The organism is Caballeronia udeis, assembly GCF_044909315.1.
Taxonomy (GTDB): domain Bacteria; phylum Pseudomonadota; class Gammaproteobacteria; order Burkholderiales; family Burkholderiaceae; genus Caballeronia; species Caballeronia udeis_A.
The window spans coordinates 41675-67690 of sequence record NZ_JBIYEB010000031.1 but is presented as its reverse complement, the minus strand read 5'-3'; the positions used below and the strand labels follow the sequence as shown (position 1 = coordinate 67690).

The 26016-nt window shown below is 59.8% G+C and carries 20 protein-coding genes; 12 read left to right on the top strand and 8 right to left on the bottom strand.

Annotated features, from left to right (window positions below):
* Positions 1-15 precede the first annotated feature (15 nt).
* Positions 16-876: a class I SAM-dependent methyltransferase gene (locus tag ABH944_RS35520; protein WP_404612233.1), complete on the bottom strand. Its 861-nt coding sequence runs from the start codon at positions 874-876 to the stop codon at positions 16-18.
* A 307-nt stretch (positions 877-1183) separates the two neighbouring features.
* The gene (locus tag ABH944_RS35515; protein ID WP_404612235.1) at positions 1184-2128 is read right to left on the bottom strand and encodes a helix-turn-helix domain-containing protein; all 945 of its coding nucleotides are present in this window, start codon (positions 2126-2128) and stop codon (positions 1184-1186) included.
* Between the two features lie 123 nt (positions 2129-2251).
* Between ABH944_RS35515 and ABH944_RS35510 the strand changes: the two genes are divergently transcribed.
* Entirely contained in the window at positions 2252-3499 is a 1248-nt protein-coding gene (locus ABH944_RS35510; protein WP_404612237.1) for a DUF1479 domain-containing protein, read from the top strand.
* Positions 3500-3512: 13 nt separating this feature from the next.
* Here the strand turns inward: ABH944_RS35510 and ABH944_RS35505 are convergent, their stop codons facing one another.
* Both ABH944_RS35505 and ABH944_RS35500 read right to left on the bottom strand, forming a co-directional pair.
* Positions 3513-3731, bottom strand: coding sequence for a hypothetical protein (locus tag ABH944_RS35505; RefSeq protein WP_404612239.1), 219 nt, complete (start codon positions 3729-3731; stop codon positions 3513-3515).
* Between the two features lie 315 nt (positions 3732-4046).
* Positions 4047-4922, bottom strand: coding sequence for a LysR family transcriptional regulator (locus ABH944_RS35500; RefSeq protein ID WP_404612241.1), 876 nt, complete (start codon positions 4920-4922; stop codon positions 4047-4049).
* A 128-nt stretch (positions 4923-5050) separates the two neighbouring features.
* On the opposite strand from ABH944_RS35500, the gene ABH944_RS35495 reads away from it, so the two are divergent.
* Together ABH944_RS35495 and ABH944_RS35490 are read left to right on the top strand one after the other, a co-directional pair.
* On the top strand, positions 5051-5917 hold the full coding sequence (locus ABH944_RS35495) for an alpha/beta hydrolase (RefSeq protein ID WP_404612343.1): 867 nt from the start codon (positions 5051-5053) through the stop codon (positions 5915-5917).
* Between the two features lie 130 nt (positions 5918-6047).
* Positions 6048-7424, top strand: coding sequence for an MFS transporter (locus ABH944_RS35490; protein WP_404612243.1), 1377 nt, complete (start codon positions 6048-6050; stop codon positions 7422-7424).
* Between the two features lie 65 nt (positions 7425-7489).
* Here ABH944_RS35490 and ABH944_RS35485 read toward each other — a convergent pair whose 3' ends face one another.
* Positions 7490-8968 carry a hypothetical protein gene (locus ABH944_RS35485; RefSeq protein ID WP_404612245.1) on the bottom strand — a complete coding sequence of 493 codons (1479 nt, stop codon included), beginning with the start codon at positions 8966-8968 and terminating at the stop codon, positions 7490-7492.
* 359 nt (positions 8969-9327) lie between these two features.
* Between ABH944_RS35485 and ABH944_RS35480 the strand changes: the two genes are divergently transcribed.
* Both ABH944_RS35480 and ABH944_RS35475 read left to right on the top strand, forming a co-directional pair.
* Positions 9328-12624: a patatin-like protein gene (locus ABH944_RS35480; RefSeq protein ID WP_404612247.1), complete on the top strand. Its 3297-nt coding sequence runs from the start codon at positions 9328-9330 to the stop codon at positions 12622-12624.
* Positions 12625-12792: 168 nt separating this feature from the next.
* The gene (locus tag ABH944_RS35475) at positions 12793-13614 is read left to right on the top strand and encodes a DUF72 domain-containing protein (RefSeq protein ID WP_404612249.1); all 822 of its coding nucleotides are present in this window, start codon (positions 12793-12795) and stop codon (positions 13612-13614) included.
* 31 nt (positions 13615-13645) lie between these two features.
* On the opposite strand, the gene ABH944_RS35470 is transcribed toward ABH944_RS35475, so the two are convergent.
* Positions 13646-14527 (bottom strand): LysR family transcriptional regulator, encoded by an 882-nt coding sequence (locus ABH944_RS35470; RefSeq protein WP_404612250.1) that lies wholly within the window; start codon positions 14525-14527, stop codon positions 13646-13648.
* Between the two features lie 89 nt (positions 14528-14616).
* On the opposite strand from ABH944_RS35470, the gene ABH944_RS35465 reads away from it, so the two are divergent.
* Positions 14617-15189 (top strand): PACE efflux transporter, encoded by a 573-nt coding sequence (locus ABH944_RS35465; protein ID WP_404612252.1) that lies wholly within the window; start codon positions 14617-14619, stop codon positions 15187-15189.
* Here the strand turns inward: ABH944_RS35465 and ABH944_RS35460 are convergent.
* Complete coding sequence (locus ABH944_RS35460; RefSeq protein WP_404612254.1) at positions 15173-15922, bottom strand: GntR family transcriptional regulator; 750 nt, start codon at positions 15920-15922, stop codon at positions 15173-15175. The two genes, ABH944_RS35465 and ABH944_RS35460, sit on opposite strands and share 17 nt — an antisense overlap.
* Before the next feature lie 157 nt (positions 15923-16079).
* Here ABH944_RS35460 and ABH944_RS35455 point away from each other — a divergent pair, with 157 nt between their 5' ends.
* The 3 genes from ABH944_RS35455 (at position 16080) to ABH944_RS35445 (ending at position 21205) form a co-directional block, all read left to right on the top strand.
* Positions 16080-17585, top strand: a complete 1506-nt coding sequence (locus ABH944_RS35455; RefSeq protein ID WP_404612256.1) for an SLC13 family permease — start codon at positions 16080-16082, stop codon at positions 17583-17585.
* A 43-nt stretch (positions 17586-17628) separates the two neighbouring features.
* Positions 17629-20028, top strand: a complete 2400-nt coding sequence (locus ABH944_RS35450) for a hypothetical protein (RefSeq protein ID WP_404612258.1) — start codon at positions 17629-17631, stop codon at positions 20026-20028.
* A gap of 244 nt (positions 20029-20272) precedes the next feature.
* Positions 20273-21205 (top strand): glycoside hydrolase family 6 protein, encoded by a 933-nt coding sequence (locus ABH944_RS35445; RefSeq protein ID WP_404612260.1) that lies wholly within the window; start codon positions 20273-20275, stop codon positions 21203-21205.
* A 60-nt stretch (positions 21206-21265) separates the two neighbouring features.
* Here the strand turns inward: ABH944_RS35445 and ABH944_RS35440 are convergent, their stop codons facing one another.
* Positions 21266-22135 (bottom strand): intradiol ring-cleavage dioxygenase, encoded by an 870-nt coding sequence (locus ABH944_RS35440; protein WP_404612262.1) that lies wholly within the window; start codon positions 22133-22135, stop codon positions 21266-21268.
* A gap of 299 nt (positions 22136-22434) precedes the next feature.
* On the opposite strand from ABH944_RS35440, the gene ABH944_RS35435 reads away from it, so the two are divergent.
* The 3 genes from ABH944_RS35435 (at position 22435) to ABH944_RS35425 (ending at position 26007) form a co-directional block, all read left to right on the top strand.
* Complete coding sequence (locus tag ABH944_RS35435) at positions 22435-23175, top strand: response regulator (protein WP_404612264.1); 741 nt, start codon at positions 22435-22437, stop codon at positions 23173-23175.
* A complete protein-coding gene (locus tag ABH944_RS35430; RefSeq protein ID WP_404612266.1) occupies positions 23168-24487 on the top strand; it encodes an ATP-binding protein in 1320 nt (439 codons plus the stop codon). The genes ABH944_RS35435 and ABH944_RS35430 overlap by 8 nt, the downstream gene beginning before the upstream one ends.
* A gap of 269 nt (positions 24488-24756) precedes the next feature.
* Positions 24757-26007 carry an efflux RND transporter periplasmic adaptor subunit gene (locus ABH944_RS35425; RefSeq protein ID WP_404612267.1) on the top strand — a complete coding sequence of 417 codons (1251 nt, stop codon included), beginning with the start codon at positions 24757-24759 and terminating at the stop codon, positions 26005-26007.
* Positions 26008-26016: the final 9 nt, after the last annotated feature.

Genomic DNA, 26016 nt, shown 5'->3' with positions numbered 1-26016 from the left:
AGCTTCCAGGGGCAGCTATGTACTTGCCACCAGCAGTTCCTCCGCGTTGTTCGGCGGACGCAGACCATCTGTCCGGCCCGCAAAGTAGCGCTGGGTAAGATCGGCTGCCGAGACATGCCGTGCTTGCCCAAAGCCGTTTTCGCGGGCCAGCGCCAGTATCTCCGGCGGGGTGAAGAAGCTGAGGAAAGGTGTCCCGCTTGCTCGCGCTCCCCTCTCGGCCATCTCAAGCCCGGGACGTACCTCGGGGTCGGCAAGCTCCAGCGGAAGCAGGAACGTCATCGCGAGCGTAGATCCTTGCGCGAGGGCCGCGACCTCGCGCAACGTAGCGGCGTTCGCCTCCTTGGTGAGATACATGCTGACGCCCGTGGAGACCACGATTGCCGGCTTGCTGTTGTCGAAGCCGGCCGTCACGAGCTCGTCCCGCCAGGATCCGCCCGCCTCGAAATCGACCGGCACGAAGCGTAGCCAGTCCGGGACGCCGAAGCCCAGTTCGATCAGACGCTGGCGCTTCCATTCCTGAGGAGCCAGCTGGTCGACTTCGAATACCCTGAGGCGGGACGCTATCTCCGGCCGCCGCTGTACGAAGCTGTCAAGGCCGGCGCCGAGGATCACATACTGACTCAGCCCGTGGCCGACCTGCTCGACGACCAGGTCCTCAATGAAGCGGGCACGAGCCACGATCGATGCGCGAAAGGGCCGCGTGAATTGCGGATCCATGTCCCCACGGTTGCGCCAACCGTCGTCCGGGGACAGCAACTTGAGACCGATCCGGTCTTCCAGCACATGTGGCGGCGGGTCGGCCTCGACATGCAGAGCACGCCACAAGGCGACTCGCGCTGCCGTGCTGTCTGGCGCCACATCTCGCTTGTCGTTCATGACTTTCATCCTGGTTGTTCGCCTTCGGCTAGACGCCTGAAGGTGAGCTGCTAGTAGTGTGCCCGCTATGCAAGAGGTGTTGCTTCGGTCTCTTGGCAATTGACAGAGAGCATTTCACACAGCATCTGCATTGGGAAATGCAGTGAACGCAAGAATATCACCGGCCGAACCTAGCGACGGATTGCGCCGACGAACCGTCGTGCCAGTTGCATCGTTCGTTATCCTTGGTGATTGAAACTCCCGCAGGTTGCGATGACCGTGGTCATCGCAACCTCGTTATCGTACTTGGGTACTTGAGCATTTGATCCTACGGACGTATCCCTTTCCCTTGCAGCGATGGAGAGCGCTCGGTTAGCCGCGCAGTATCGTCGTCATCAGGAACGCCGGCCTCGGCAAACTCCCGGCGATAAGCCGCGGGCGTCGTTTCCCTCACGGTCTTGAACTGCCGGTTGAAGTTGGAAACATTGGCAAACCCGGACCGTGCCGCAATGACGGAAACAGGCAACGACGTGTCACGCAGCATCCGGCAAGCATGGCCGATCCTCACACGCGTCATGTACTGGCCTACGCTTTCGCCAATGTGCTGGGCGAAGTAGCGCGCAAGCGAACGTTCCGAAAGGCTCGCCGCCTCACACAGTTCCGATAACCGCAAAGGCTCGGCGAAACGTGCTTCGATTAACGAAAGCACCCGGTTGATGCGTTCGGGTTCATGACCTGAAGGTCCGCCATCGCGGTCGTTGAAAGCGCCGGGTGACGCAAGCGGTTCGCCCGGTGTGTCGGCGAGCGTGCACAGGATCTCCAGCGTAGCGGCGAGGCGTTCGCGCGCCGCGATCGACAGCAATTCTCCGATCCGCTCGCGCATCGCGCCTCCCGCCTCGGGCTCGAATGCCAGTCCGCAAGCCGCCCTGCGCAGCAACTTGCGCAGCGGTTCATATTCGGGGCAACAATCGGCGAGCCGCCGAGCCCACTCGCCCTCGAACCAGATCACGATCGCCACCTGCGGCAACGACGGCTCAATGGAGCGGTTCGACGCCCACGTATGGGGAAGATCCGGCGGGACCAGCACAAGGTCATCAGACCCGTAGCTGGCAACTGAATCACCAATGTAGCGTTTCCCGTGACTGTTCATTGTCAGCGTCAGTTCGTATTCCGGGTGGTGATGCCACTCGAACGGAATGCGGGGAAGCCGCCGGTGATAGACACGGACGGAACAATTGCCGCCGAACTCGACATGTTCGTATGCTGGCTTCATGGTTGCAGATTCATGGATGCGGATTCATGGCTGAACAAGCAAAGTAGTTGTCTGAATAGTATCACCATGAAGAACGTGCGCGGCATATGCTCCGGTCATGCCAACACTCAGATGGAGACAAGCATGGCCGCCCTGATCATTGACGATCTTCCCGCTGCGATTCGCCAGGCCAAACGGGAGTTGCGCGAGCAATTGCCCAATTATCGAGAGGTATTCGCCGAGGTCGAACAAGCGATCATTGCCGAGGCAAAGCTCATTACCGGGCAGCGCAATCGCGGCGAAGCCGTCATCCCCGAGATCCAGTTTTCCGACATCGCAGAACAGCGCGTCACCGCCGCACAAGTCGAACTCATCAAGACGCGAGGGGCATGCGTGATTCGGCAGGTGTTCGACCCTGCGCTGGTGGAAAGCTGGGACCGGGACATTGCGGACTACGTCGAACGCAATGATCTGGACACACGCCTGCAAAACCGCGCGGAAGACAAATACTTTGGTCAGTTGGCATCCGGCAAGCCGCAGATCTATGGAATCTATTGGTCAAAACCGCAGGTGCTTGCCCGCCAGGCGCCCTCCCTGACCGCCGCGCGAATCTTCCTGAACCGCTTGTGGCGCAGCGAGAGCGAAGGACGTGTGCACTTCGACCCAGACCGCGTTCCTGCCTATGCCGACCGTCTGCGTCGCAGGCCACCGGGGTCTGAGTCGCTCGGCCTCTCCGCCCATTGCGACGGGGGCTCGGTTGAGCGCTGGATAGAAAGTAATTTTCGCAAGGTGTACCGCCATATCTTCGATGGCAGCTGGCGTCAATATGATCCGTTCGACGCTGCGTTCCGACCGGATGTCCGCGAGATCGCATCGCCGGCGGTATGTTCGATGTTCCGCACTTTCCAGGGCTGGACGGCGCTGACACCTCAAGGTCCCGGCGACGGCACCCTGCAACTCGTGCCAATCGCAAACGCAATGGCGTACATCCTGTTGCGCGCGCTTCAGGACGACGTAGCCGACGACGACCTCTGCGGCGCCATGCCGGGACGAGCGTTGTCGATCAAGCCGGAATATCACGCGCCCTTGTTCGACGCGCTCTCGTCAATCCCGAAGATGCAAGCCGGCGACACCGTGTTCTGGCACAGCGACGTGATCCACGCGGTCGAGGACGCGCATCGCGGGCAGGGCTACAGCAACGTGATGTACATTTCGTCGGCACCGGGGTGCGCCAAGAACGACGACTACCTGAAACACCAGTTGCCGAGTTTTCTGGAAGGCAGAAGCCCGCCCGACTTTCCGGCTGACCATTTCGAAGTCGACTTCGGCGGACGAGCCACCGCGGACGATTTGACTGCGTCAGGCAAGTCACAACTGGGCTTTGGTCTGTAGACGCCTGTGAACCTCAAACCAACAGCGAAATGATGCCTCCAATGGTGAGTCCCGCAGCGATCCATCTGCCCGCCGTGTAGAACTCGTTATGGTCCTGTTGCGGCAGGTCGGGGCGCTCGAGTCCAAGCGTCCCATACGCAAGCGACTTCACTGCCGATACATTCGACGCCGATCCCCCGTCACTGCTTGCATCCTGACTGGCCATTGCAGCACCTTCGGGCGAAATCGTCACGGCCGAATCCTGTGTCGCGGCATCTGCCGGTTTGGTCGCTTGGGTTGTTTGTGTTGTTTGTGTTGCCTGCGCCGGGTCGGCGTTGTCTTCGGATACAGACCGTTGGTCAGCCGCGGTGCTCGAAGCGGCAATAGTCCGCCCCGAACTTGGCAACGACGCAACACTGCTTATCTGCATAGCAACTTCCCTCATCCTCTTGTCGGCCTTGGTCGGTCCTGAGCGGCCTCTCCAGCTTATCGACTGAAGCGGCCAGATCTTTAGCGCCGGTAAGAGTAGGTAAGGTTGGGGCGATGCATCGGGGAAATCCAGGGTGGCTCAAGCCAATGTTTGCAGCAGCTTCTGCCGCACGACCGCCGTAATCTCGAGCTGGCGATCACTTTCAAGCATACCGATTACCCGCTTGAGCGGACCGTAGGGAAGTTGTAGTGCAATCAGCGAATGGTCGCGTGCCCATTCCACATGCTTAAGCAAAGGCACGATGGAAACTCCCACGTTTTGCCGGACCAGGTCGATGATCGCGGCTACCGAATTGACCTCGAGAACCTCCTTGGGTTTTATCCGCATGCGCCGCAAGGTCTGCTCGACCTTTGCCCCTGTTGGCGAGGTCCGGTCGAAGCGAATGAACGGATGACTCTTAAGCAGGGACCCAACGTCCGCCTGAGCCGTCGCAACCCGCGTGCTTGCGATCAGCATCAAAGGCTCTTCGTAAAGCGGCGTCCATTGAAGATTGACAGGCATCTCGTACGGTATCTGCACGGTAAGCGCGGCGTCTATCCCGGACGCCGTGACCTGCTCCCCAAGCTCTCCGCTATGACCGAGAACCAGCCGGACATCGAGCGCCGGATACTGCGCTTTCAGGCTGACCACATTCTCCGACAGAAAGCCCATTGCCGAGACAATCGCCCCCACGGTGATGCTGCCTGCAATCTCGTGTCCGGTGTCCGCGTCAGCCAGCATTGCCTCATACGCCGCGACCAGTTTGCGCGCCTGGGGGATCAGCGCACGAGCGGCGGGGGTCAGCGTAATGACTCGCCCCGACCGGGAGAACAGCGGCCTTCGGAACTCCTCCTCCAGCGCGCGCATCTGCTGTCCGACCGCTGCCTGGGTCAACGCAACGCGAGCCGCGGCCGCGGCGAACGAGCCGTATTTTTCAACAGCAAGGAACGTGCGCAAAAACCGGATAGTGCTCATGGAGATAGCGTGCCGACATCGCGAGACTAAAGGTTTAGTTTAGTTTGTGTAAATATAAATCAGTTAGTTTTTTTGAATGACCGACTGCACAATTGTACGGTGAACCATTCCACCACAAGGCTGCAGACATGTCTCAGGCAACCCCCTCCCCGTCCATGGACGAAACCGCCGAGCGCGGACAGGCGTATTACGAACTGGGTTCGACAACCGTGTTTTCCAGTCGCAACGACCCACGTTTCGCTTACACGCTGTACGTGCCGGAAACCGTCCGCCAGTCAGGCAATAACGTCGAGCTCGTGGTGGTCATGCACGGGACGGGGCGTCAGTTCGCTCATTACCGCGATGCGTTCGCGGAGTTCGGGCGCTGGAACAACTGCATCGTCTTATGCCCGCTATTTCCGGTCGGCGTGTGCGGTGACGGCAATCGGGACGGTTTCAAACATCTGATGGAAGGTGACATTCGCTATGACCGCGTGCTGCTCGATATGGTCGACGAGATCAGCGAGCGTTATGGCAAGCGTTTCGACCAGTTCGCATTGTTCGGCTTTTCCGGCGGCGGCCAATTTGCGAATCGTTTCGCTTACCTGCACCCGGAAAAGCTCTGGGCCGTGTCGATTGGTGCACCGGGCTCGGTGACCCTGCTCGATGTCAACCGCGACTGGTGGGTCGGCTTGCGGGGTTTCGAACAACAGTTCGGCAAGACGTTCGACCTCGACACATTGCGCCGCGTGCCGGTTCACATGGTGGTCGGCAAAGCGGACCTGGAAACGTGGGAGATCACGCATCGGGAAGGTGGCCGCCACACCATGCCGGGCGCGAACGACGCCGGCGCTACCCGTCCGGAACGTCTCAGGACGCTCAAGGCGTCGTTCGACGCAGCGGGGGTCAGTGTCGAGATGGATGAACTGGATAACGTTCCGCACAACGGCATGATGGCCGTGAGCGCGGTTCAGGATTTCCTTGCCGGCGTGCTGCGCGAGCGCCGCTCCAGCTAGTTCAAAACAATATGAAGACATAAGCTCGCGAATCCGCGAGGCTCTCTCGCCCGGTGCGTATTCGCGCCGGCGGTGCATATCGCACTTATTTGCCTGCTCTTCAGCGGCAACGCGCAGGAGGAGATGACATATGAATCCAGCAGAACACGAAGGTGCATCAACGCCCGCTGCGCCTGACCGGCGACAGGTCCGCCGCGCACTGGTTGCCTCGGTGATCGGCAGTGGTTTCGAGTGGTTCGACTTCACCGCGTATGTTTATTTCTCGAAGATCATCGCAGAGGTGTTCTTCTCCGTGGGAAGCAGCGTAGTGTCCATGTCGCTCGCTCTCGCCACGTTCGCCGTTGGCTTTCTTGTCCGGCCGCTTGGTGGAGTTCTGCTCGGCATCTATGCGGATCGCGTTGGCCGCACGCGTGCACTTTCGTTGGTTATGCTGATGATGTGTGCCGGCACGCTGATACTGGGCCTGGCTCCCGGGTACGCGACCCTGGGCGTCGCGGCTCCGCTGCTCGTTCTGCTGGCACGGTTGATCCAGGGACTGGCGATCGGCGGGCAGTTCAGCCTTTCGTCGGTGGTTGTGGTGGAAAGTGCGCCGCCCGGCAAGAAGATGTTCTACGGCAGCTTCAACATGTCCTCGCAGGCGCTTGCCATCTTGCTGGCGTCAGGGTGCAGCTATCTGCTGATCAATACTCTCTCGACGAACTCGCTCGTGAGTTGGGGCTGGCGTGTACCGTTCCTGATTGGCGCACTCATCGGACCGCTGGGCTTTTATATCCGGCATAACATTGCCGAGTCGCCTGAGTTCGAGGCGTTGCGCAAGCAAGTCCGCGCCGGCGCTACGCGCGCTTTCCGGCTGCGCGACTTCGTGCGTGAACAAGGCGATGCCGCCTTATGTGCGATGGGCGTAATGATCATAGGCACCGCGTCGAATTATTTGTGGAACGCGTATTTGCCCGTGTATGTGGAACATCAACTGCATCTCCCGCTCAAGTCGGCTTTGCTTGGGACGTTCATTGGCGGGGTCATCAACTTCCTGCTGTTTCCCGTGTCAGGAAAACTCGCCGATAAATTCGGCGCCTACCGGCTTTTCTATCCGCTGGTGATCAGCTGGTTGCTGTGCACGTTCCCTTTGTTCTGGTTCATTGTCTCTGCGCCATCGCTCACGCGCCTGTTGATCGCGCAAATCATTGCGTCCCTTTTCCAGGCTGCCATAGCGGGTCCACATCCCGGCATGCTGTCAGGGATCTTCCCGGCAAAGGCACGTTCGACTGGCGTGGCGCTGTCGTATAACCTCGCGGTGACCTTGTTTGGCGGCATGGCGCCGTTGACTGTGTCAACATTGACGCAGGCGACCGGCAGCCACTATGTGCCCGCTTTTTATGTGGTCTTTGCAGCGCTGGTTTCTCTCGCGCTCGTGGCGTTCACGCGTACCGGACAGTCCGCGTTGGCTAACGACCGCGCTGGCAGGAAGGGCTTCTTCGCGGTGCGGCAAGCACCTCCAGCCGTATGATTCGCGTACGGTTTATACGGGTGTCCGGGCGAGTCCCCTCGCACGGACCGCATACAACGCTATTCCTATTCGTTGCATTGCTGAGAAGACGCAGGTTTAGCGCTCTGAACCTGGGACCCCGGTGCCGATCTAAGCGCCACCGATTCTCCGCTGCGCAGGAGAAATCGCTTTCCCTCTATATAGGCCACGTACTGCACAAGGAAATTCCTGAACACGGGTTCGAAGATTCCGTTATGACCATCAATGATTTTGTCGTGCGTAACGGCCACGATCACCGGGCTATTCGCGGTGGCTGCCGGTCCGCCTGACACGCCCGGCGCTAACGGTTCCAGCTTGACTCCGCTAAATACCGTTTCCCCGCTGAAATCAAATTCCCGTACGGTCTTGCCTGGTTGGGAGCCGCCATAGTCGGAATCGGAAAGCGAGTCCGGTTTAGTGCTCAAATCAAGACGGTGCGTTTGCTGCTGCTGCAGATCTCCGAGTGCAGTGGCCCAAAGCGCGCGTTGATAGTCGTTGTCAGCGGAGCGAAACCCGGGACGGAATGGCCGATTCACGGCCTGTCCAATCGGAAAATATGTTTGCCTGGGAATATCGTTGTCAGCGGAAAACACCACGAGCTGAGGCGTCTGGGTATAGGAAAATGCCAGTTGCCTGTAGAGGGCGTCGATCCGACCGAACTGATAAGCCTCGAGCGCCGGATTAACCAGGATATTCAAGTCCCCGAGGCTATCCACCGGATTTTGCACCATCGTACGGTTCGAGGTGTTCGCATTGGGCGCAAGGATCTGCGCCTCGCAGGGTGCGCGCTGAACCAGCGGATATTCAAGCGCCCTGGAGATCGACCTGAATAGCACCTGGGCACCGAAACTGTGCCCGATCGTAACGAGCCCCATGAAAGGCCGTTGGCCGGGCTGCTTGCCCTCGGCAGTCGCGTTGCGCTGGAGGTAGATACCGTCGAGCCGCTCCACGAACTCGGAAATGTCTCCGTCACCCACCCGCTCTGCCGCGCTCTTGCGCCACCACATTGTGGCGTAGTCAAGCGGCAATGGAAGCGACTTTCCTCTCCACCCCACATAGATACCTACAAGATTAAGCTTCGATGAGCCTGTCTGCGCCTCGCGTACCGCCGAGCGCTGAGGTGTGTCTACCGCCGAACGAAGCGCGGCCATGGTCTCCTTGAAATCAAGAAGATTCTCGTCCCCGGCGGCGGCATTGTGGTGCCAGCCGTGGATAAAGATCACCACCAGCAGGTTCTCATTTTGAGGGACTTCCTTCAGTGCCTGGAGGGTGTTGCCAGCCTCCTTCGGATCCCATAGCGATCCAAAATCATCGACCTGCACCACCTGGAGATCGTAGCCTTGCTGGTGCACGTTCGGCGGTGGATACGGCTGGTTATAGAACGAGCATCCCGAGAGGCTTGCCAATACCGCCAACAAGGCGAAGCGCATGGCCGCCGATGAAAACCTGATTCCAGTGCGGTACATGGATACCCCCCACCATTGACAGACGATGATTGCGGCACTGCAATACTCGTTCTTCTTCAATTAATTATTCGCATACCAAATATATTCTCAACACTTTGTCATCCTCATTAATTGAATGACCGTTCATCGAAAACAGGGAGTTTCTCCACCCCTGCTTGCGGGCACTCATGCATGGCGTAAATATCGTTCCGCACGAAACGAGATTCATGTTCGGTGGCGTACAGTCCGCATGAGAAATCCTCGTTTTCAGACACACAACGAAGAGGCGGCTACTAGAATCGCTCCAGGGACAAGCCACGAATAAACAGGACCGCCCTATTTTTTCGGCCATGGATCGTCTTGCGCAACGCGCAAAGTGACCGGCCGACGCATGTCGGATGTCAAACAATCACTTCAATCGTTCCTAGGCGAGGCCAACCATGCCTGATGAACAACGAGAAGAACTTCGACTGGCGTTAGTCATGAATGGGGGAGTCAGCCTGGCAGTCTGGATGGGAGGCGTCACCAATGAAATCTTCCGTTTGGTGAAGGGACTTGATCCCGTGTACACCGGGTTGCTCGATATGACACAGACAGACGCAAGAGTCGACGTCATAAGCGGCACCAGTGCCGGAGGCATAAACGGCGCTGCGCTTGGGATCGCCATGCTATATGAAGGTGACTTTTCGGAGCTGCGGCAGGTCTGGCAGGAAATGGGCGCATTCGATGACCTCCTGCGTCCGCCGCTGGGTGAAAACCCAGGGTCGCTGCTGAGAGGCGACGACTATTTTTTGCCGCAGATCAAACAGGCATTCACCAGTCTGGCCAGAAATAACCTCTCGCCAATACGCCTTCCCGGCGACATGCCGCTTGACCTCCGGCTGACCACTACGCTGCTTGACGGCTGCCCAAGTTACACGGTGGATGATCTGGGTTCCCCAGTCGGAGATATGGATTACCTTGCCTGTTTTCACTTCACGCGTGACGCGAAACCTGATGATTTCTCCAAACGCGATTCGATGGTCGAGAAGTTATCGCGGGCCGCGAGGTCAACAGCTTCGTTCCCCTTCGCGTTTGAACCTTCAGGGGTTGGAAAAAACGCCAACCTGTGCAATTCGCAAGGCGATGCGCTGGCCTCCGTCTCGACACGTTATGTCATTGACGGCGGAATTCTCGACAACAAGCCGTTTCGGGGAGCGTTGCAAGCGATCTTCCAGATGCCGACACAGCGCGGCGTGCGGCGTGTACTTGCCTACGTCAATCCAGACCCTGGCGACGGCTCATCGACCACTCACAGCGCCACGCCGGATGCTCCACCGGAGCTGGCGCCGGTACTCGCCGCCAGCGTGCTCGGAATCCCGCAATCACAGACCATTTCCGATCAACTGCAAGAGATACAGGACCACAATCACAGTGTACGTACCCGGCGCAACGACGTGCTCAAGCTGGTTCGTTCGTTTAACGCCGCGACGTTGCTCGGGCTCGCTGAAAACCTTTTTCCGCTCTACCGCAAACACCGCATAGCCGATACCTTCGAGACCTTCGTCTATTCCGCGTTGCCCGATATAGTCCGCAAGAACCCGTCGTTAGCGCCGGCTCTTTCCGCCGTTGGAAAGAACGGGCGGGAAATGATGCGTCTGAAGTTCGAAGCAATCGAATGGAAGGGGTGGATTCCAGTCCATTGGTCCGACGATACCCAGTTCACCGGCTGCGCGGACGCGAAGATCTGGGAGTGGGGTTTATCTCCCGTGGAATTTTCGGCAAGTGTATTGCTCAATCTTCTCAGGTTGACGCAACGGCTTTTCGGCTACGTCGTCAAATCCGGCGCGATGCAACTGGAGGAGCAAACAAGCGTGGTAGCAGCCCTGAAAGACCTGTGGGCTCAGGCTTTTAAAATGGTCGATCTGCTTGCCGATCAACGCAAGAGGGAAGACCGGGAGTGGGACAAAAAAACGCGGAAACTGCTGATCGACATGTCTGGACGTGTAAGGAGAAGGGCGCAGAAAGATCCGGCTGATCCCCCGACCGCTGCGGAAGAAGCAACGAAGCCACTGGTCAACGAACAAGACTTCGTGACCATGTTCGAATTTCTCGATACCCCTTCGCGTCGCGAGCAGTGCGGGGATAAGGCGTATCGGATCGCAAGACTGATTCGGCTAGCCTGCCCGGTTGCTTCGGAGGTGATCACGGGTTTGAGTGCCGTGGACCTGAACGCAGCAGATCAAGCCGACCGCAGCGGAGTGCAGGCATTGGTCGAGTTCCTGTCCCCGCCGCTGCAAGCCCCGGCTGACCCGCTCTGCGCCACGCTTTACCGGATGCTGCAGCTCGAGGTCATCAAATACGCGTTCGCTGATCGCGACCAGCTTTCCGACGACGCGTTGATTGAACTGGTTCAGATCAGCGGCAACTCCAGCAGTCCGGTTGGTGGAAAGAGCGCCGCCCGGGACAAGCTGCTTGGGCTGCAGCTCGGTCATTTTGGCGCTTTCTATAAAAAGTCATGGCGTGCCAACGACTGGATCTACGGAAGGCTCGACGGCTCCGAGCGCCTTCTGAAAGTTCTTCTCAACCCGGAACGCTTGAGACGGGTCTATTCAAATCCCGCCCAGGCGGTCGCCGCGATCACCTCGCTCGCACTGACTTCGGTCGCATCCGCCGCGTTACAGGAACAGCTTAAGACAGCGTGGACAACGAACCACTATACGTCGCGGCTGAACGCCGAACTCGCCTTTCTGGGGATTCCCGGCAGTGACATGCCGGACCTCTTGCCAGTGTGTTCCGAAGTCGTGACGTTGAGAATTCACTACGAGATTTTATTGGGTGAACTACGTAACCTGTGCGAATGCATCATATACGACCAGGAACTGGGTGCCGACTCCACAGGCGAAGGAGCGGCATGTCTGCGACAACTGACCAACGGCAAACAGTTAGCTGATCCGACTCCGGCGCTAGCGCAGGACGCGCTGAGAAATGGATTGATTGGCGGCGAGCGGCTGCTTGACGAGGCCGGATCTGACATGTTTACCCGGACGCTTGCGCATACCGTGGCGACGACACAAGCTGCACTATCCAGCAAGAATGCCAAGCTTGGTCCCTTGAGCATGTTGTTCGCATCGGTAAGGGTACCGGTTCTCGGGTTCTATTTCGTTGCCCGCGGCCTGACTCATCAGTCGCGTACGAGCGCCGCCCTCAATGGCGGGATTCTCGCCACCGGTGTCGTACTCGTACTGACGCAATTGTTCATGACGCATGCTAACCCCCCCGATGACGCGAGCTACCCTCATTTGGTCGTAGTAACAGGATGGACGTTGTTCGCGTATGGAATTTTCTTCTCGGTATTGCGTGCACCACGAACAGTCGGGGCCGCGATCCTGATTCTGACCATCGCGACCGCCTCGAGTTTCCATCTCCCCGGCGTGTCGATCCTGACCGTTCTCACTATCCTCTTCATCTTGAGCATCTGGTCGGTGTTGTTGCAGGATCTGATCGGCGTTGGCGCGATTATCGTCGCGGGGCTATGGGGAAGCGAGCAAATCGAGGCGGCTCTGTGCAACCTGCGCTCAGCTATTCATTTACCCGGTAACGCCTGTTCGGCTCCATTCCACCCGGGGCATCCGGTGTTTGTCCTCAGTCTGGTCGTTGCGGCCACGCTGTCACTAGCCACATGGCAAGCGGCACCCATGTGGCGTAAATTCGAGGACTTTGTAGCGCAACGGTTCAAGAAGCGCCGCTTGCCATAGCGCAGCCAAAAACGTCCCGTCCGTTTACCCAGGTCAAAGGATTACCGGTGCTGCTCCGAACCGCGGATTCTTGACCGAGCCCTGTCCGGCGCACTGGGTACGCATCGCACGCCGGGTTCCAATTCGCTACACTTGAGCGCATCGAGTGCACCGGGAGGAATCTCATTCATGGCAACCCGAAAGACAGCGGGCAAGGCCGGGCAGATCAGGATCGGCATCGGCGGCTGGACCTTCGAACCGTGGCGCGGCACGTTCTATCCGCAAGGGCTCGTGCAAAAGCGCGAGCTCGAATACGCGAGCCGCAAGCTGACCACCATCGAGATCAACGGCACGTTCTACGGCTCGCAGAAACCGGCCACGTTTGCGAAGTGGCACGACGAAACGCCGGATGACTTTGTCTTCTCGCTAAAGGCGCCGCGGTTCTCAACACACAGGCGGGTGCTTGCGGAAGCCGGCGAATCGGTCGAACGTTTCCTCGCCAGCGGCGTGCTCGAATTGAAAAACAAGCTCGGCCCGATCAATTGGCAATTCGCCCCGACCAAACAATTCGATGCGGAGGACTTCGAAGCCTTCCTTAGGCTTCTGCCGCATAAGGTCGATGGCCGCGAAATCCGGCATGCGCTCGAAGTTCGGCATGAGAGTTTTCGCGACGAAGCGTTCGTTGCCCTCACCCGCAAGCATGGTGTTGCCATCGTGATGGCGGGTGACTCGAAATATCCACAGATCGCGGACGTAACCGCGAAGTTTGTCTATGCGCGGATCATGGGGACGACCGAACAGTTTGCGCATGGCTATGACGACGACACGCTGGATCTATGGACCAGACGCGCCCGCGACTGGGCGTCCGGCGGCACACCGAAGGGACTTGAAACGGTTGGCAAACCGGCCGCGACGGCCACGCCCCGAGACGTCTATTTGTATGTGATCAGCGGCTTCAAGACACTCAACCCGGCTGCGGGCGTTGCGATGATCGAGCGGCTTGGCGGCTAAGCCGCAGCAGCGCTTGGTGGCTCATTGGGGGTTACTTCGCATCCACTTTTGCACCGGGCGTTGTCAGGGCATCCAGCAGCCAGTTCCCCGCGATGCCCAGCGAAACTCCCTTTAAACACAGGGCGTCGACAGCGACCAACCGGGGCCACCCGCGCGCCGATAATTCCTTCAACGTTTTCGCGCCAAAACGATCCGCGACCCAGCGAGGCAACTCGGTCCATCCGAAGCCCAGCTCCGCCATTTCCAGCAGGAGCAGATAACTGTCGGCAGACCAGACTCGCACGCTTCTCTGATGCTCGCCCGGTTTCACTCCTGTGGTGATCCGTAATTCACGGTGCTTGGCGAGCGCCTCCATAGTCAGGTCCGGAAGGCCACTTAAAGGATGCCCCTTGGCGACGAACAATGCCAGCTCCGACGACTCCGCCAGCCTGATCGAGCGGACATCCGGAGGATAGCCGGCTTGGGCCGCCACTAGGCCAAGCTCGGCGCGGCGCTCCTGCACCAGCGAGACCACGTCTTCGTCCTCCTTGACCAGGCACTCGAGTTCGACCGTGGGAAAGCGCTTTTCGAATGCAACGAGCAACTTCTCGTAATGAGGGGGCTGATACGTGTTGGAAATGGCCAGGCTCAGGCTCGGCTCCAGGCCCGCGCTTAGCCGTGCCGCTGCCTGCACCAGGCGATCATGTGCTTCAAGCGTCTCCCGGGCGTTGGCAAGCAACGCCTCCCCATGCGCTGTAAGACGGGGTTTTCGCGAAGACCGGTCAAAGAGTTCGACGGCCAGGTCAATCTCCATGTCCGCAATGATCGTGCTGACGGTTGATTGACTGCGTCCCAGCTTTCTCGCGGCCGCCGAGAACGAACCCGCCGCAGCGGCCTCCGAAAACACAATCAACGCGTCGATGGAAACGACCATGATCTATCTGGTTTTCCGATAGTAAGCAATTTGGAATAGTAGGCGCGACCCCTGAAAATGGCAACCATCCATTCACAAGGGAGGTCGAGATGACCACGCCACGCGGCTTATATGAACGCATTTTCCAGGTCCTTCTCTTCGAAGGACTTGCCATCAGTATTTTTGCTCCCGTCCTGTCATGGGTCGTCGACAAGCCATTGGGCGATGCCACGGCATTGACCGCTGCAATTTCGATCACCGCCATGCTGTGGGGTTTCGCGTTTAACTCTTTCTTCGGCATCCTTATTTCTTATGCATCGAGCAAGGTTCAGAAATGGCAGCGCGTGATTCATGCGCTGGGTTTCGAAACGGGTCTGGTCCTGATAGCGGTCCCCTTGTCCGCATGGTGGCTGCAAATGACGCTGGTTCAGGCGCTGCTCATGGATCTCGGACTGCTGCTCGTTTTCCTTCCGTACACGTTCTGTTTTTATTGGGCGTACGACATGGTGAGACAACATCTGGTCAAAGCGCGGCTCAGGCCAAACGCTTTAGAGCCGCATAAGCCGTCGGTCAATAGCCGCCCGCGCAATACGCTGCTGCCAGACCGGTCAAAACCAACGGGTCGTAATGGGGACGTCGTCGGTGCAGGGCTTGCCGTAGAGAACCCTAGCGCGCGGTCGTGATCGATACAGACGTTGAAGTGCTGCTTAAAACGAATTCGTAGTGCTCGGGACGAATATGAAAAACCGTTGTCTCGCAGGCTCGTCCGTCGGTGAGATAAGAAGTGCGCTTCATTACAAGCAAAGGCGCAAGCTTGCGAACACCAAGGCCACGAGCAAGCTCACCCGAGGCCGCAACGGCGCTGATCGATATGTCAGCCCGATCGATTGTCCACCCCAAAATGGATTCAATCATTTCGTAGGAGGTCGTACTGGCCGCCTGTTCGCGCGAGATCACCCGCGCTTCCGGCAGAAGATAGGTTTGCGCCAGCGCGACGGGTTTATCGTCGACCGAATGCACCCGCTCCACATACATGCACGTCCCCACATCCGGCGCAAGCGCCCACTGTGCGCTCTTCGGTACGGGACGTTCTTCGAACCGCAGTAGCGCCATCTGCGGCTCGGCGCCCTGCCGGGCAAGAGAATCGTAGAAGCCTTGCAGCACGTCGAGCCGGTGCGTCAATTGCCTGGCGGTGGCGAACGTGCCTTTTCCCTGCTTTCGCTCGACAAGATTCTGGGTTGCCAGTTTGCCAATAGCGAGGCGCACGGTCACCCGGCTCACGCGAAAGCGCTCGCTGAGTTCCGCCTCCGAAGGCAGTTTGCCCGTCGGTCCGAAAGCCCCGCGCTCGATCTCGGCGCGCAACGTGTCGGCCATCTGTTCATACAGCGGCGTTGCGTTCTCTCGTTGCAGTTTCATAGACGGTTACTTGCATGGCCGCATGACGCGACGGAGCCTTTTCGCAAATCTGTGTATCGATATGACAAACCGTTGGCTCCTCAACTTGTATTAATACGTATTATGCCAACTCTGATTGAAGCCGTCGCATTTAAGCCTAGTCATCAGGGGTTTGCAAGTGAGCAAAGAAACACCAGGGGTTCTATCGGTAGAGGCCAACGGCCCGCTATCAGGGTCGGGGACAGCCTGGCGAGGGCCCGCCGGATTCATTTTTGCGTGGCTGTGCTTCGTTGTCGTTGCCTGGATGATCCCCACTCCGGCGGGTCTGACAGCGCAGGGCAAGGCCACCCTCGCGGTCGTTGTCTGGGTAGCCATTGTATGGATCGTCGAAGCCATTCCTGTTGGCGTGAGCGGCATACTCATTCCCATGCTGCTGGTGCTCTCGCACGCGGTCGGAGCATTCCCGAAGGCTGCGAGCGGATTTTCCACGCCCGTCGTGTTCTTGTGCCTGGCGGCGTTCCTGTTCTCGGCCATCATGCAGGCGGCAGGACTCGATCGTCGCATCGCCCTGGTGTTGCTCGACAAATTGAAGGTGCAGAGCGCCAATGGCGTGATCTGGGCCATGTTCGTCGTAAATTTTGTGATGTCGCTTATCGTGCCCGCTGCGAATGCACGGGCGGCGACGTTGTTGCCGGTGACCAACGGCATTGTCGGGCTGTTCGGTGACACATCGCGCGAACGCGACGCGAAGAAGGCAATCGTTATTCAGACGCTGGTCTACGGATCAATGATCAGCGGCATGTGCATTCTCACCGCACATTTACCCAACATGGTGGTCTCGGGGCTACTTGAAAAGCAGCTTGGCATACGGATCTCCTATTTCACCTGGTTCCGTTTGCAGTGGCCTTATCTCGGCATGTTTGCGCTGACCCAATGCTGGGTACAGTATTACTTCAAGTCGAGGGCGGTCTCCATTCCGGGAGGGCGCCAGGCTATCAATACCGAGCGGCGCAAGCTGCCGGCCGCCTCGCCCCAGGATTACCGGATACTTGCCATCCTCGCGCTCGTTGCGTTGATGTGGGCAACCGAACCGCTGCATGGCATGCCGTCGGAAGTCGTCGCGCTGATCGCCGTTGCCTTGATGTTTTCTCCGGGCGTGCTGAGTTTTGGCTGGAAAGAAATCCAGGAGCGCACCATCTGGGGCACGCTTTTCTTGCTTGGCGGTGCACTGTCGCTGTCATCCGCCATCAGCGGTTCCGGACTGGCGCAATGGGCAGCGGACCACATCTATGCGGTCACCTATGGGCACGTCTGGTGGTTGATGCTGGCCATCGTCATGCTTGGTACGCATGTGATTCGAATTGGCATGTTATCGAACGTGGCGGCGGTCACCATGATCGCCCCGATCGCGCTGGCTCTGGCGCCCCGCCTTGGATTGCATCCGGTCACCTTCACGCTGCTTGTCAGCGATACAGACAGCTTCGCTTACTTGCTACCTACGCAAATTACAGCCGGCGTCATTGCGTACAGCAGCGGCGCATTTTCGACAGCGGACTACGCCAAGGTTGGGGTCATTTCAGTCTTGATCGCGGTCGCCTACGGAATCTGCGTGATGGCGCCCTGGTACGCCTACCTCGGAATTCCGATCTGGAACCCTACCGCTCCATGGCCATTTGCGCATTGAGTCCGCTACCCGGAAGACCGCTACAAACATGAAGGACAAGCTAATGAGCAAAATACACGAAAGCATTGAAGCGGCGGGCGTTGCGTTACGCGAGCGTCTGGGACGGCACGTTGCGCCTGTCGGACTTTATGAAAGGCACAAGGCACTGCCGTTTGCCGGACGAGTGACTTGTAACGTTACCCGTCTCGAAGCCGGCGAGTGGAGCGAGATCGTGCTCGACTACGAGGTCGGCGCGTCAGGGGTTGCGGATGGCGCCTGGCTCAAGGCGACTTTCAAATTCTATTCCGACTGGGCGCTGTTCCAGACGGGTGATCCCGGCGCGGCGAACTTTATCAGCGCCGAGTATCAGGCTGCGCCGCTCGTGCCGGGCCAAAGCCCGGCAACTGTGCAGTCACTCAACGTACGGTTCGATCAGAAGGGCCATGAGCGTCCGTTTCAAAAAGCAATCATTGTCGATGTTGCCGATGGTTATCTCAATGCGGGCGATCACATTGTTATCCGGCTTGGCGATCGCCGACGCGGTCCGGGAACGCGCGTCCAGACCTTTATTGAGGATACCTTCCGGTTTCGTTTCTATGTCGATCCGCTTGGCACGTCGCGTTTTGTGGCCGTACCGGGCGACGTGGTCATTGATATCCATGCGGGTGCGCCCTGCCGGGTGCTGGTGAATGGGCCACGCTTCGTTCATCCGTCCCGGCGCGCACCGTACCGGCTGTCACTGCAGGACCGTTGGGGCAATGTATGCAGCAACATCAACACCCCATTGCGGGTGCAGGTATTTGATGGCGCCGGGACGGTTGTCTACAGCCGCGAACTGAGTCTTCCCGAGCCGGGGTGGGCGACCTGCGAACTTGAAGACCTGCCGACAGAACGGGGAACGCTGCGTATTGTGGTGGACGCACCGGCGTTGACCGGCGTACGTCCTTCCGAGGTTTTCCTGACAGTCGATGAGAGCCTTCCCGCCCCACGCTCGATATATGCGGACCTGCATGTCCACGCGCACGATACGGTAGGCACCAACAGTCCGGCCTATAACGCGGCATACGCACGCGACATAGGCGGTATCGACGTGCTCGGGTACACGGCGAATGACTTCCAGATCACCGATGCAAACTGGGCGTTGGGTGTTGAAACGGTCGAGCACTTCAACGAAGCCGGTCGCTTTGTCGTCTATCCAGTGCAGGAGTGGTGCGGCAGCTCAACGGCCGGCGGTGACCACAACGTCGTTTTTCTCGGAGAGGAGCCCCCCGGATTCCCCTACAACGCTCGCGGCGAACATAACCGGACGCTGGTATGGAACGAGGACATGAAGGGCACAGGCGTCGATCTGGGGCGTTGGCCCGTCGAAGAACTGTGGGACGCTTATCTTGACGATGCGGAGAATCACCTTGTCATGCCGCATGTCGGAGGCCGGCGCTACATCCCCGACTGGCACCATCCGGAACTGGAGCGCCTGGTCGAAATTGCGTCGAGCTGGGGGCACTTCGACTGGCTTTATCGCGATGTGATCGCGCGCGGCTATCAGCTTGGCGTTGCCGCGAGCGGTGACGAACACCGCGGTCGACCCGGAGGAGGCGCGCCTGGCGTACAGGTGTTCGGCGTGAATGGCGGCCTGACCGGCGTGATCGCCGATACATTGGATCGCGGCACCGTTGGCCGTGCGCTCCGCGCGCGTCGCACCTGGGCTACGACGGGCGAACACAGCGCGGCGCTGGTTCGGTGCGGCCAGCACTGGCAGGGTGATGCATTTACCCACCGGGGACCTGCTGCACTCGACTACCGGTTGCTCGGCCGTGCCGGCTGGGAATACGTTGCGGCGTTCGATCACTCAGGCCTGATCTGGGAGCGCAATCTGCATGCGGAACTCGGCTATGCGGAGCGGAAGATCCGCGTGCGATGGGGCGGCGCCCGCATTCGCGACAGATATAGGTGGGCGTCGTGGCACGGCCGGATTCGTATCATCAACGGCACCATCGGCAATTTCAGCTCATCAGGGTTCGAGCATATTGAAGAAGCCGCCTGGCGCACCGGCACGACGGACATTGAATTTCGCAGCGACACCTACGGAGATGCCGACAGCATCGAGATTGATATCAGCAATCTTGCGAACGCGCGGATCGTAATTGAAGGGACCATAGACAGTTTCGTGAAGGTGGGAGATCCGCTCAAGGGCAACCCGTTCGCTCATGCACCGGAATTCCGATGGGAAATCAGCGGTGCAGCGTTGCTTGAACAAGGAGCGTTGAGACATGAATTGGGGGGTACGGAACTCTTCCTCGCTGCGGAGCGCATAACCGATAAACCCTTGCCGGTAGATTTGGCCGGCACGCTTGAAGTGGCTCCGCTGAACTCCGGATTCGGCTTTCGGCCGGTGTATTTCTTTGCGCGCCAACGGGACGACAGCAAGGTCTGGACGTCTGCCCAGTTCATTACTTTCGAATAGGTGTCCGGCGCTGAATAGCCGTCAATTCCGGTTGCGTGGCGTCGTTTGCTTTACTTGATAAGTGAACCTCGCCAACGGGAAATGAATCTACGTGCGCCAGCGCGATGTGGCGGTCTTCTGTAAGCTGCTGCTATTTGCCACGAATGGGTTCGTCGCAGGCTGCCAATCCTTATTCGTGGGAAAGAACCTCAGCTCGATACAAAGACATACACGGCTGCATCCTCCCTGGGAGCCGAACCGAAAAATGCGCATCAAACACGCTCTTGCTATCGCCGCCCTGGTCTTTCTGGGTGTTGCACAAGCGTATGCCGGCGCCGGGTTTTATGTCGATCCCGACTCGAGTCCCGCATTGTGGGTGCGAAGCCATCAAGCGGATCCCCGCGCGCCTCGCATCAAGGAATCGATTTCCAGCGTGCCAATGGCGCGCTGGTTCGGCAATTGGAGCGGTGACGTTCACAAGGCGGTCAAACGCTTCGTCGACCGGGCGGATGCCGCGCATCAGGAACCCATCCTGGTCGCCTACAACATTCCCAATCGCGACTGCGGAGGGGCATCGGCGGGAGGTCTGGCCGACGCCTCGGCTTATCGCACCTGGATAGATTCGTTCTCGCGCGGCGTGGGCAATCGCCGTGCGGTTGTTATCGTAGAACCGGATTCGACCGCTCAACTGGACTGCTTCAAGACCGACGCCGAGCGCGACGAGCGGCTTGGCCTGCTGCGTTATGCCGTGTCGCGCTTTCGCCAGAACGCACCCGCCGCGGACGTGTATGTCGACGGCGGCAACGCACACTGGGTTCCCGCGGCCGTGATGGCGGCCAGGCTTAATGCGGCGGGTTCGAGCGAGGCAAAAGGTTTTGCGCTGAACGTATCCAATTTCTATACGACGCAGGAATCCGCGGATTATGCAAACTCCGTGAATGCGGCCCTGACGGGGCAATTCGGCTATAGCAAACCATTCGTTGTCGATACAAGCCGTAACGGCAAAGGTTCAGATGGCCAGTGGTGCAATCCGCCCGCCAGGATGATTGGCGCGCGCACGACCGGCGCGACGGGCGCCATGCTGCCGGTATGGATCAAGGTCCCGGGCAATTCCGACGGACCCTGCGGGTCAGCACCCACCATACCCGCCGGAGCGTTCAGCCCGGAACTCGCGGTTCGTCTTATCGACGGCGACTGATCAATGACAGCGCTGCTTAGCCGGTGATGACTTTAAAAGGAAAGTCACCTGGTAGGCAGGTCACCCGCGAAACGCACCCGGCGAGCGCCGCGCGGGGGCCGGGCTCGCGTCCGGATCGACGACCGCGACAATCTGCGCACGCAAGCCGTTCGCCACTGCGGACTGATCGACTGCCTGCACGCGCGCTATTGATTTAGCGCCTTGCTGATCGACGAATACCCCGTCATCGGACAGGGTTGTACGCCGGATTTTATGATCGCGATAAGGCCGGTTACGCATCAATTCAACCGTCAGCTCCTCGGGGAAGAAAATCTGGCCGACATGCGAGACATGCTCGCCACTGAGCGACCCGTCGCCGGCTTTCGCCGCGACCCGCACCTTGAAGTGAATGTGATTGGTCCGCCCGGGATAAACGCCGGGAAAAATCGTTTGGAAAACGACATTCCCCCGAGCGTCCGTACGTTGCACGCCTCTCAGGAAAGTCAGCCGATCACCCGGTCGGCTTGGCGGCGGAGGCGGTGGTTCGCCATGACGGTCACCGGTCTCGGGAGGAGGCCCGAAACTCGGGGCGCCCGGGGGCGGTGGACCCGGCGGTAGCGCACCCTGCCTGGTGAATCCCGAATAGATGCCAAGTGCGTCGCACTGCCATACATCGATGATCGCATTCGCAAGCGGCGAACAACGGCGCTCATCAACGATCGCTATGTTCAGCAGAAGAGGAATGCCCGGGCGCCCCTCGGTAATGTCGGACCTTAGCAATGCATCTTCAATGTAGTACGGGCCGACCTCCTGCTCTGCGCTTAGCCGGCATAAGGCGCTGTTGCTTGTGCTGCCGGCCGCTTGCGCACCAGCCGGAAATCTTAGTGCGGCTCCGAGTGCGAGGGTGGTGGAAATGAATTGACGACGGGTATTGCGGGTCTTGCTAACCATCTGGCTCACTCTTGATTGACATGAATGACGTGCCCTGATCGTTGCGATTCAGTCACGCCGACCGCACTATAAGACGCAGCGGATTTTTGTTGGTTACCCCTGTCTTACGACGCCTTAGAGGTTCTGAGCCAACTGTCCGGTGTGCCGCACGGACCATGTCGAGCGCCAGCTCGACGGCACCACTCGCGAAAAGCGCTGAAAGAATCGCTAAGACGCCGTAACACGCCCTCGGTGCGCATCGTTTATAGTCGATTCGATTGCAGCTTACAAAGCCGTCAAGGCTCATCCAGGTTCACGCCATGTCCAACAGCGAAACCCGAATCCTTCTAGTCGACGACGACGCCGCGCTGCGCGACCTGCTGAAGGCTTTTTTCGATGAACGCGGCCTCGCCGTCACATTCCGGCAAGACGCGCGCGACCTGAATCAGGTGGTGATGCGCGAACGCCCGTCGATCATCGTGCTCGACCTGATGATGCCGGGCGTCGACGGCCTGACGGCGCTCACCCGGCTGCGCGCCGACAATGACGACACACCGGTCATCATGCTGACGGCGCGTGCGGACGACATCGACCGCGTGGTTGGCCTGGAGATGGGTGCGGACGACTACCTCGGCAAGCCGTTCATGCCGCGTGAGCTGCTTGCGCGCATCAACGCGGTGCTGCGTCGCCAGGGCGTGGCCCGCTCGCCAAGCCCGATCACTCCGCGCTCGGAACCGGTGCGTTTCGGGCGCTTCGAACTCGACTTCGACGGCCGCACGCTCACGCGTGACGGCGAACCGCAGCGTCTCACCAACAGCGAACTGCGTCTGCTCAACGTGCTCGTGCGCCATCCAATGGAAACGCTGTCGCGTTCGCGGCTGCTTACGCTCTGGTACGGCACGCATGCGGACGTGACGGAACGCGGCATCGATGTGCCCATCTGGCGCCTGCGCCAACTGATTGAAGACGATCCCTCGCAACCGCGCATCATCCAGACCATGCGCGGGATTGGCTATATGTTCGTGCCACCGCGAGCCCCCGGCGAGACCCCGGATGCATAAGCCGATGTATAAGCTGCTGCGCCCTCTCAACACGATCTTCGGCCGGCTTGCGTTGCTGTCCGTGGGCCTGCTCGTCATGATGCAACTGACGTGGCTCGTGATCGTCGATCGCGAGCGAGGCATCATTGAGGCGGATCACGTCAGCCGGCTGGTGCGGCTGGTGCTGGATCCGGCAGCGAGCGCAGCCGACGGCTCGAGTGAGCGTCTGGCCACCGCGCTCGGCCTGCGTTTTGTCGACGCCGGGACGCGGCCCGCGCCGCTCGAGTGTCCGCCCCCCTGCGCCGATTCCGACGGCCCGTTCGAGACCACCCTGCGTGCACACCTGCCGCCGCAAAGCCGCGTGGTGTTTGACCACACCGAAACGCTCATGTGGGTGCGTTATGGCTCATCACCTCGATGGCTTGTGATTCCAGCCTCGGTACCGCCCGTGAGCCGCTTGCTGAGTGCAAGCGCCCTCATGCTGTTCCTTGCCATTTTTATCGCACTGCTCGGCGCGTGGCAGATACAGAAACCCGTATTGCGACTGGCACGGGCAGCACGTGAATTCAGATTGGGGCATCGTCCGCCGATGGTCCTTGCCAACGGTCCATCGGAAGTCAGGGGCCTGATTGGCGACTTCAACGAAATGGCCCGGGAACTGAGCGACGCCGAGCAGGAGCGCGCAGTCATGCTGGCCGGCGTGGCGCATGACCTGCGCGCGCCTATCACACGCATCCAGGTCCGCGCGAACCTCGTGCCGGACACCGCCGCGCGCAACGGTTTTTTCCACGACACTGAATCGCTTGCGCAGATCGTCACGCAATTCCTCGACTTCGCCCGCGATGCCGAAACAGACGCGCACGCACCGTGGATTTCAGTCGATGCGTTCTGCCGCAGACACTACGCGGAAGCTGAAGCGGATGTCGACGGCAACGACGTGCTCGCGCGAGAGCCGCTGTTCGTACTCGGCCTGCAGGCGGGCGACGATTTTTGCCTGCCCGCCGTGGAACTGGACCGGATCCTGTCAAACCTCGTTGAAAACGCGTTCACCTACGGCGCGCCGCCGTTGTGTATCGCGACGTCGCGGAGCAACGGGCGTGACCGCCTCAGCGTGCGCGATCACGGCAAGGGCATGCCCGAAGCGCATTTCGCGCGTGCGCTAAGGCCCTTCGTGCGGATCGATCCTGCCCGCGGAGGCGACGCGCATTGCGGCCTGGGCCTGACGATCGTACGGCGTCTCACGCGCCGTTACGGCGGTGACCTGTCCATGCACAACGCCGACGGCGGCGGCCTCGCCGTCGTGCTCGACTTCCCCTCGCGCATGCGCACCTGACACTGTTGCGGCGTACACCTGTACGCCCGCCTTCAGCAGAGTTACATCGTGTAATCAGTGACTAATCCAGCGTAAGGCGCGGCTTGTTAAGCTCGTGTCATCCCTGCCGCTGGCATGGCGTTGCGCGGTTTTCCCCGAGCCTCCGTGGCCTGGTCGAACGCCTCTCGAGGCGACCCTCCTTCGCTTTCCCTCGCGTCTTTCGAAAGACCTGCGTGTCGATGTCTGCCCGGCGGCCCTTTGTCGAACCTTGATCGAAGGATGCTCACCGCATGACCCGAATAATCCATCAGGTATCCGTACTTCATTCCGGAACCGTACGATCACTGCGCACCCGTGCGCTTGTGGCCGTTGCCGCTTCGGTGACCGCGTTGTCGCTCGCCGCTTGTGGCGACGGCGGTTCACAGCGTCCGCCACAGGACACGCCTGAAGTGGGCGTTGAAACCATCGCGCCGCATCCGATCGTCGCCAGCACCGAACTATCCGGCCGCCTGTCTGCCGTGCGTGTGGCCGACGTCAGGCCGCAGGTGCAGGGCATTGTGATGAAACGGCTCTTCACGGAAGGCTCGCTGGTCGCGGCGGGCGGGGTGCTCTACCAGATCGATCCGGCCAGCTACCAGGCGACCTACGACCAGGCCGTCGGGACGCTGGTGAAGGCGCAAGCCACGGCCGACGCCGCGCAAACCAAGGCCACGCGTTATACGGACTTATCGAAGATCGACGGCGTGAGCAAGCAGGATTACGACGACGCCATCTCGTCGCTGCAGGAAGCGAAGGCCGACGTGGTCGCCGATCGCGCGGCATTGAAAACCGCCGCCATCAACCTCGGTTACACGAAGGTCGTGGCGCCCATCGCCGGCCGTATCGGCAAATCGAGCGTGACCGAGGGTGCGCTTGTCACCGCCGAGCAGACCACGGCGCTCGCCACCATTCAAGCGACCAGCGAGATGTACCTCGATGTCACCCGATCATCGGTCGACTGGCTGCGGCTGCAAAAGGAATTCGCGAGCGGCCAGTTGCAGCAGGCGGGCAGCGACGGCGCGGTGGTGCATCTCGTGATGGAAGACGGCAGTGATTATCCGCATGTCGGCAAGCTGCTGTTCTCGGATATCACCGTCGACGCCACCACCGGTTCAGTCACGCTGCGCAGCGTGTTCCCGAACCCGGAGGGCACGCTGTTGCCGGGCATGTTCGTGCGGGCGCGGCTTGAGGAAGGCGTGAACCAGCAGGCGATCACGGTGCCGCAACTGGCGGTGTCGCGCGCATCGGACGGCTCGGCCAGCGTGCTCACCGTCGGCGCCGACAGCAAGGTCGCGCAGACCACCGTGACCACCAGCAGCGCCAACGGCACGGACTGGATCGTCACGAGCGGCCTGAAAGCCGGCGACCGCGTGATCGTCTCGGGGTCACAGAAGGCGCGAACCGGTGCACTCGTCAAGGCGGTCGAAAGCCCCTCTCCTTCCGATTCAAATTCCGATGCCCCCGCTACGGCGGCGACGGCCGCGTCGGCAACCCGCGGTTAAAGCGAGAAC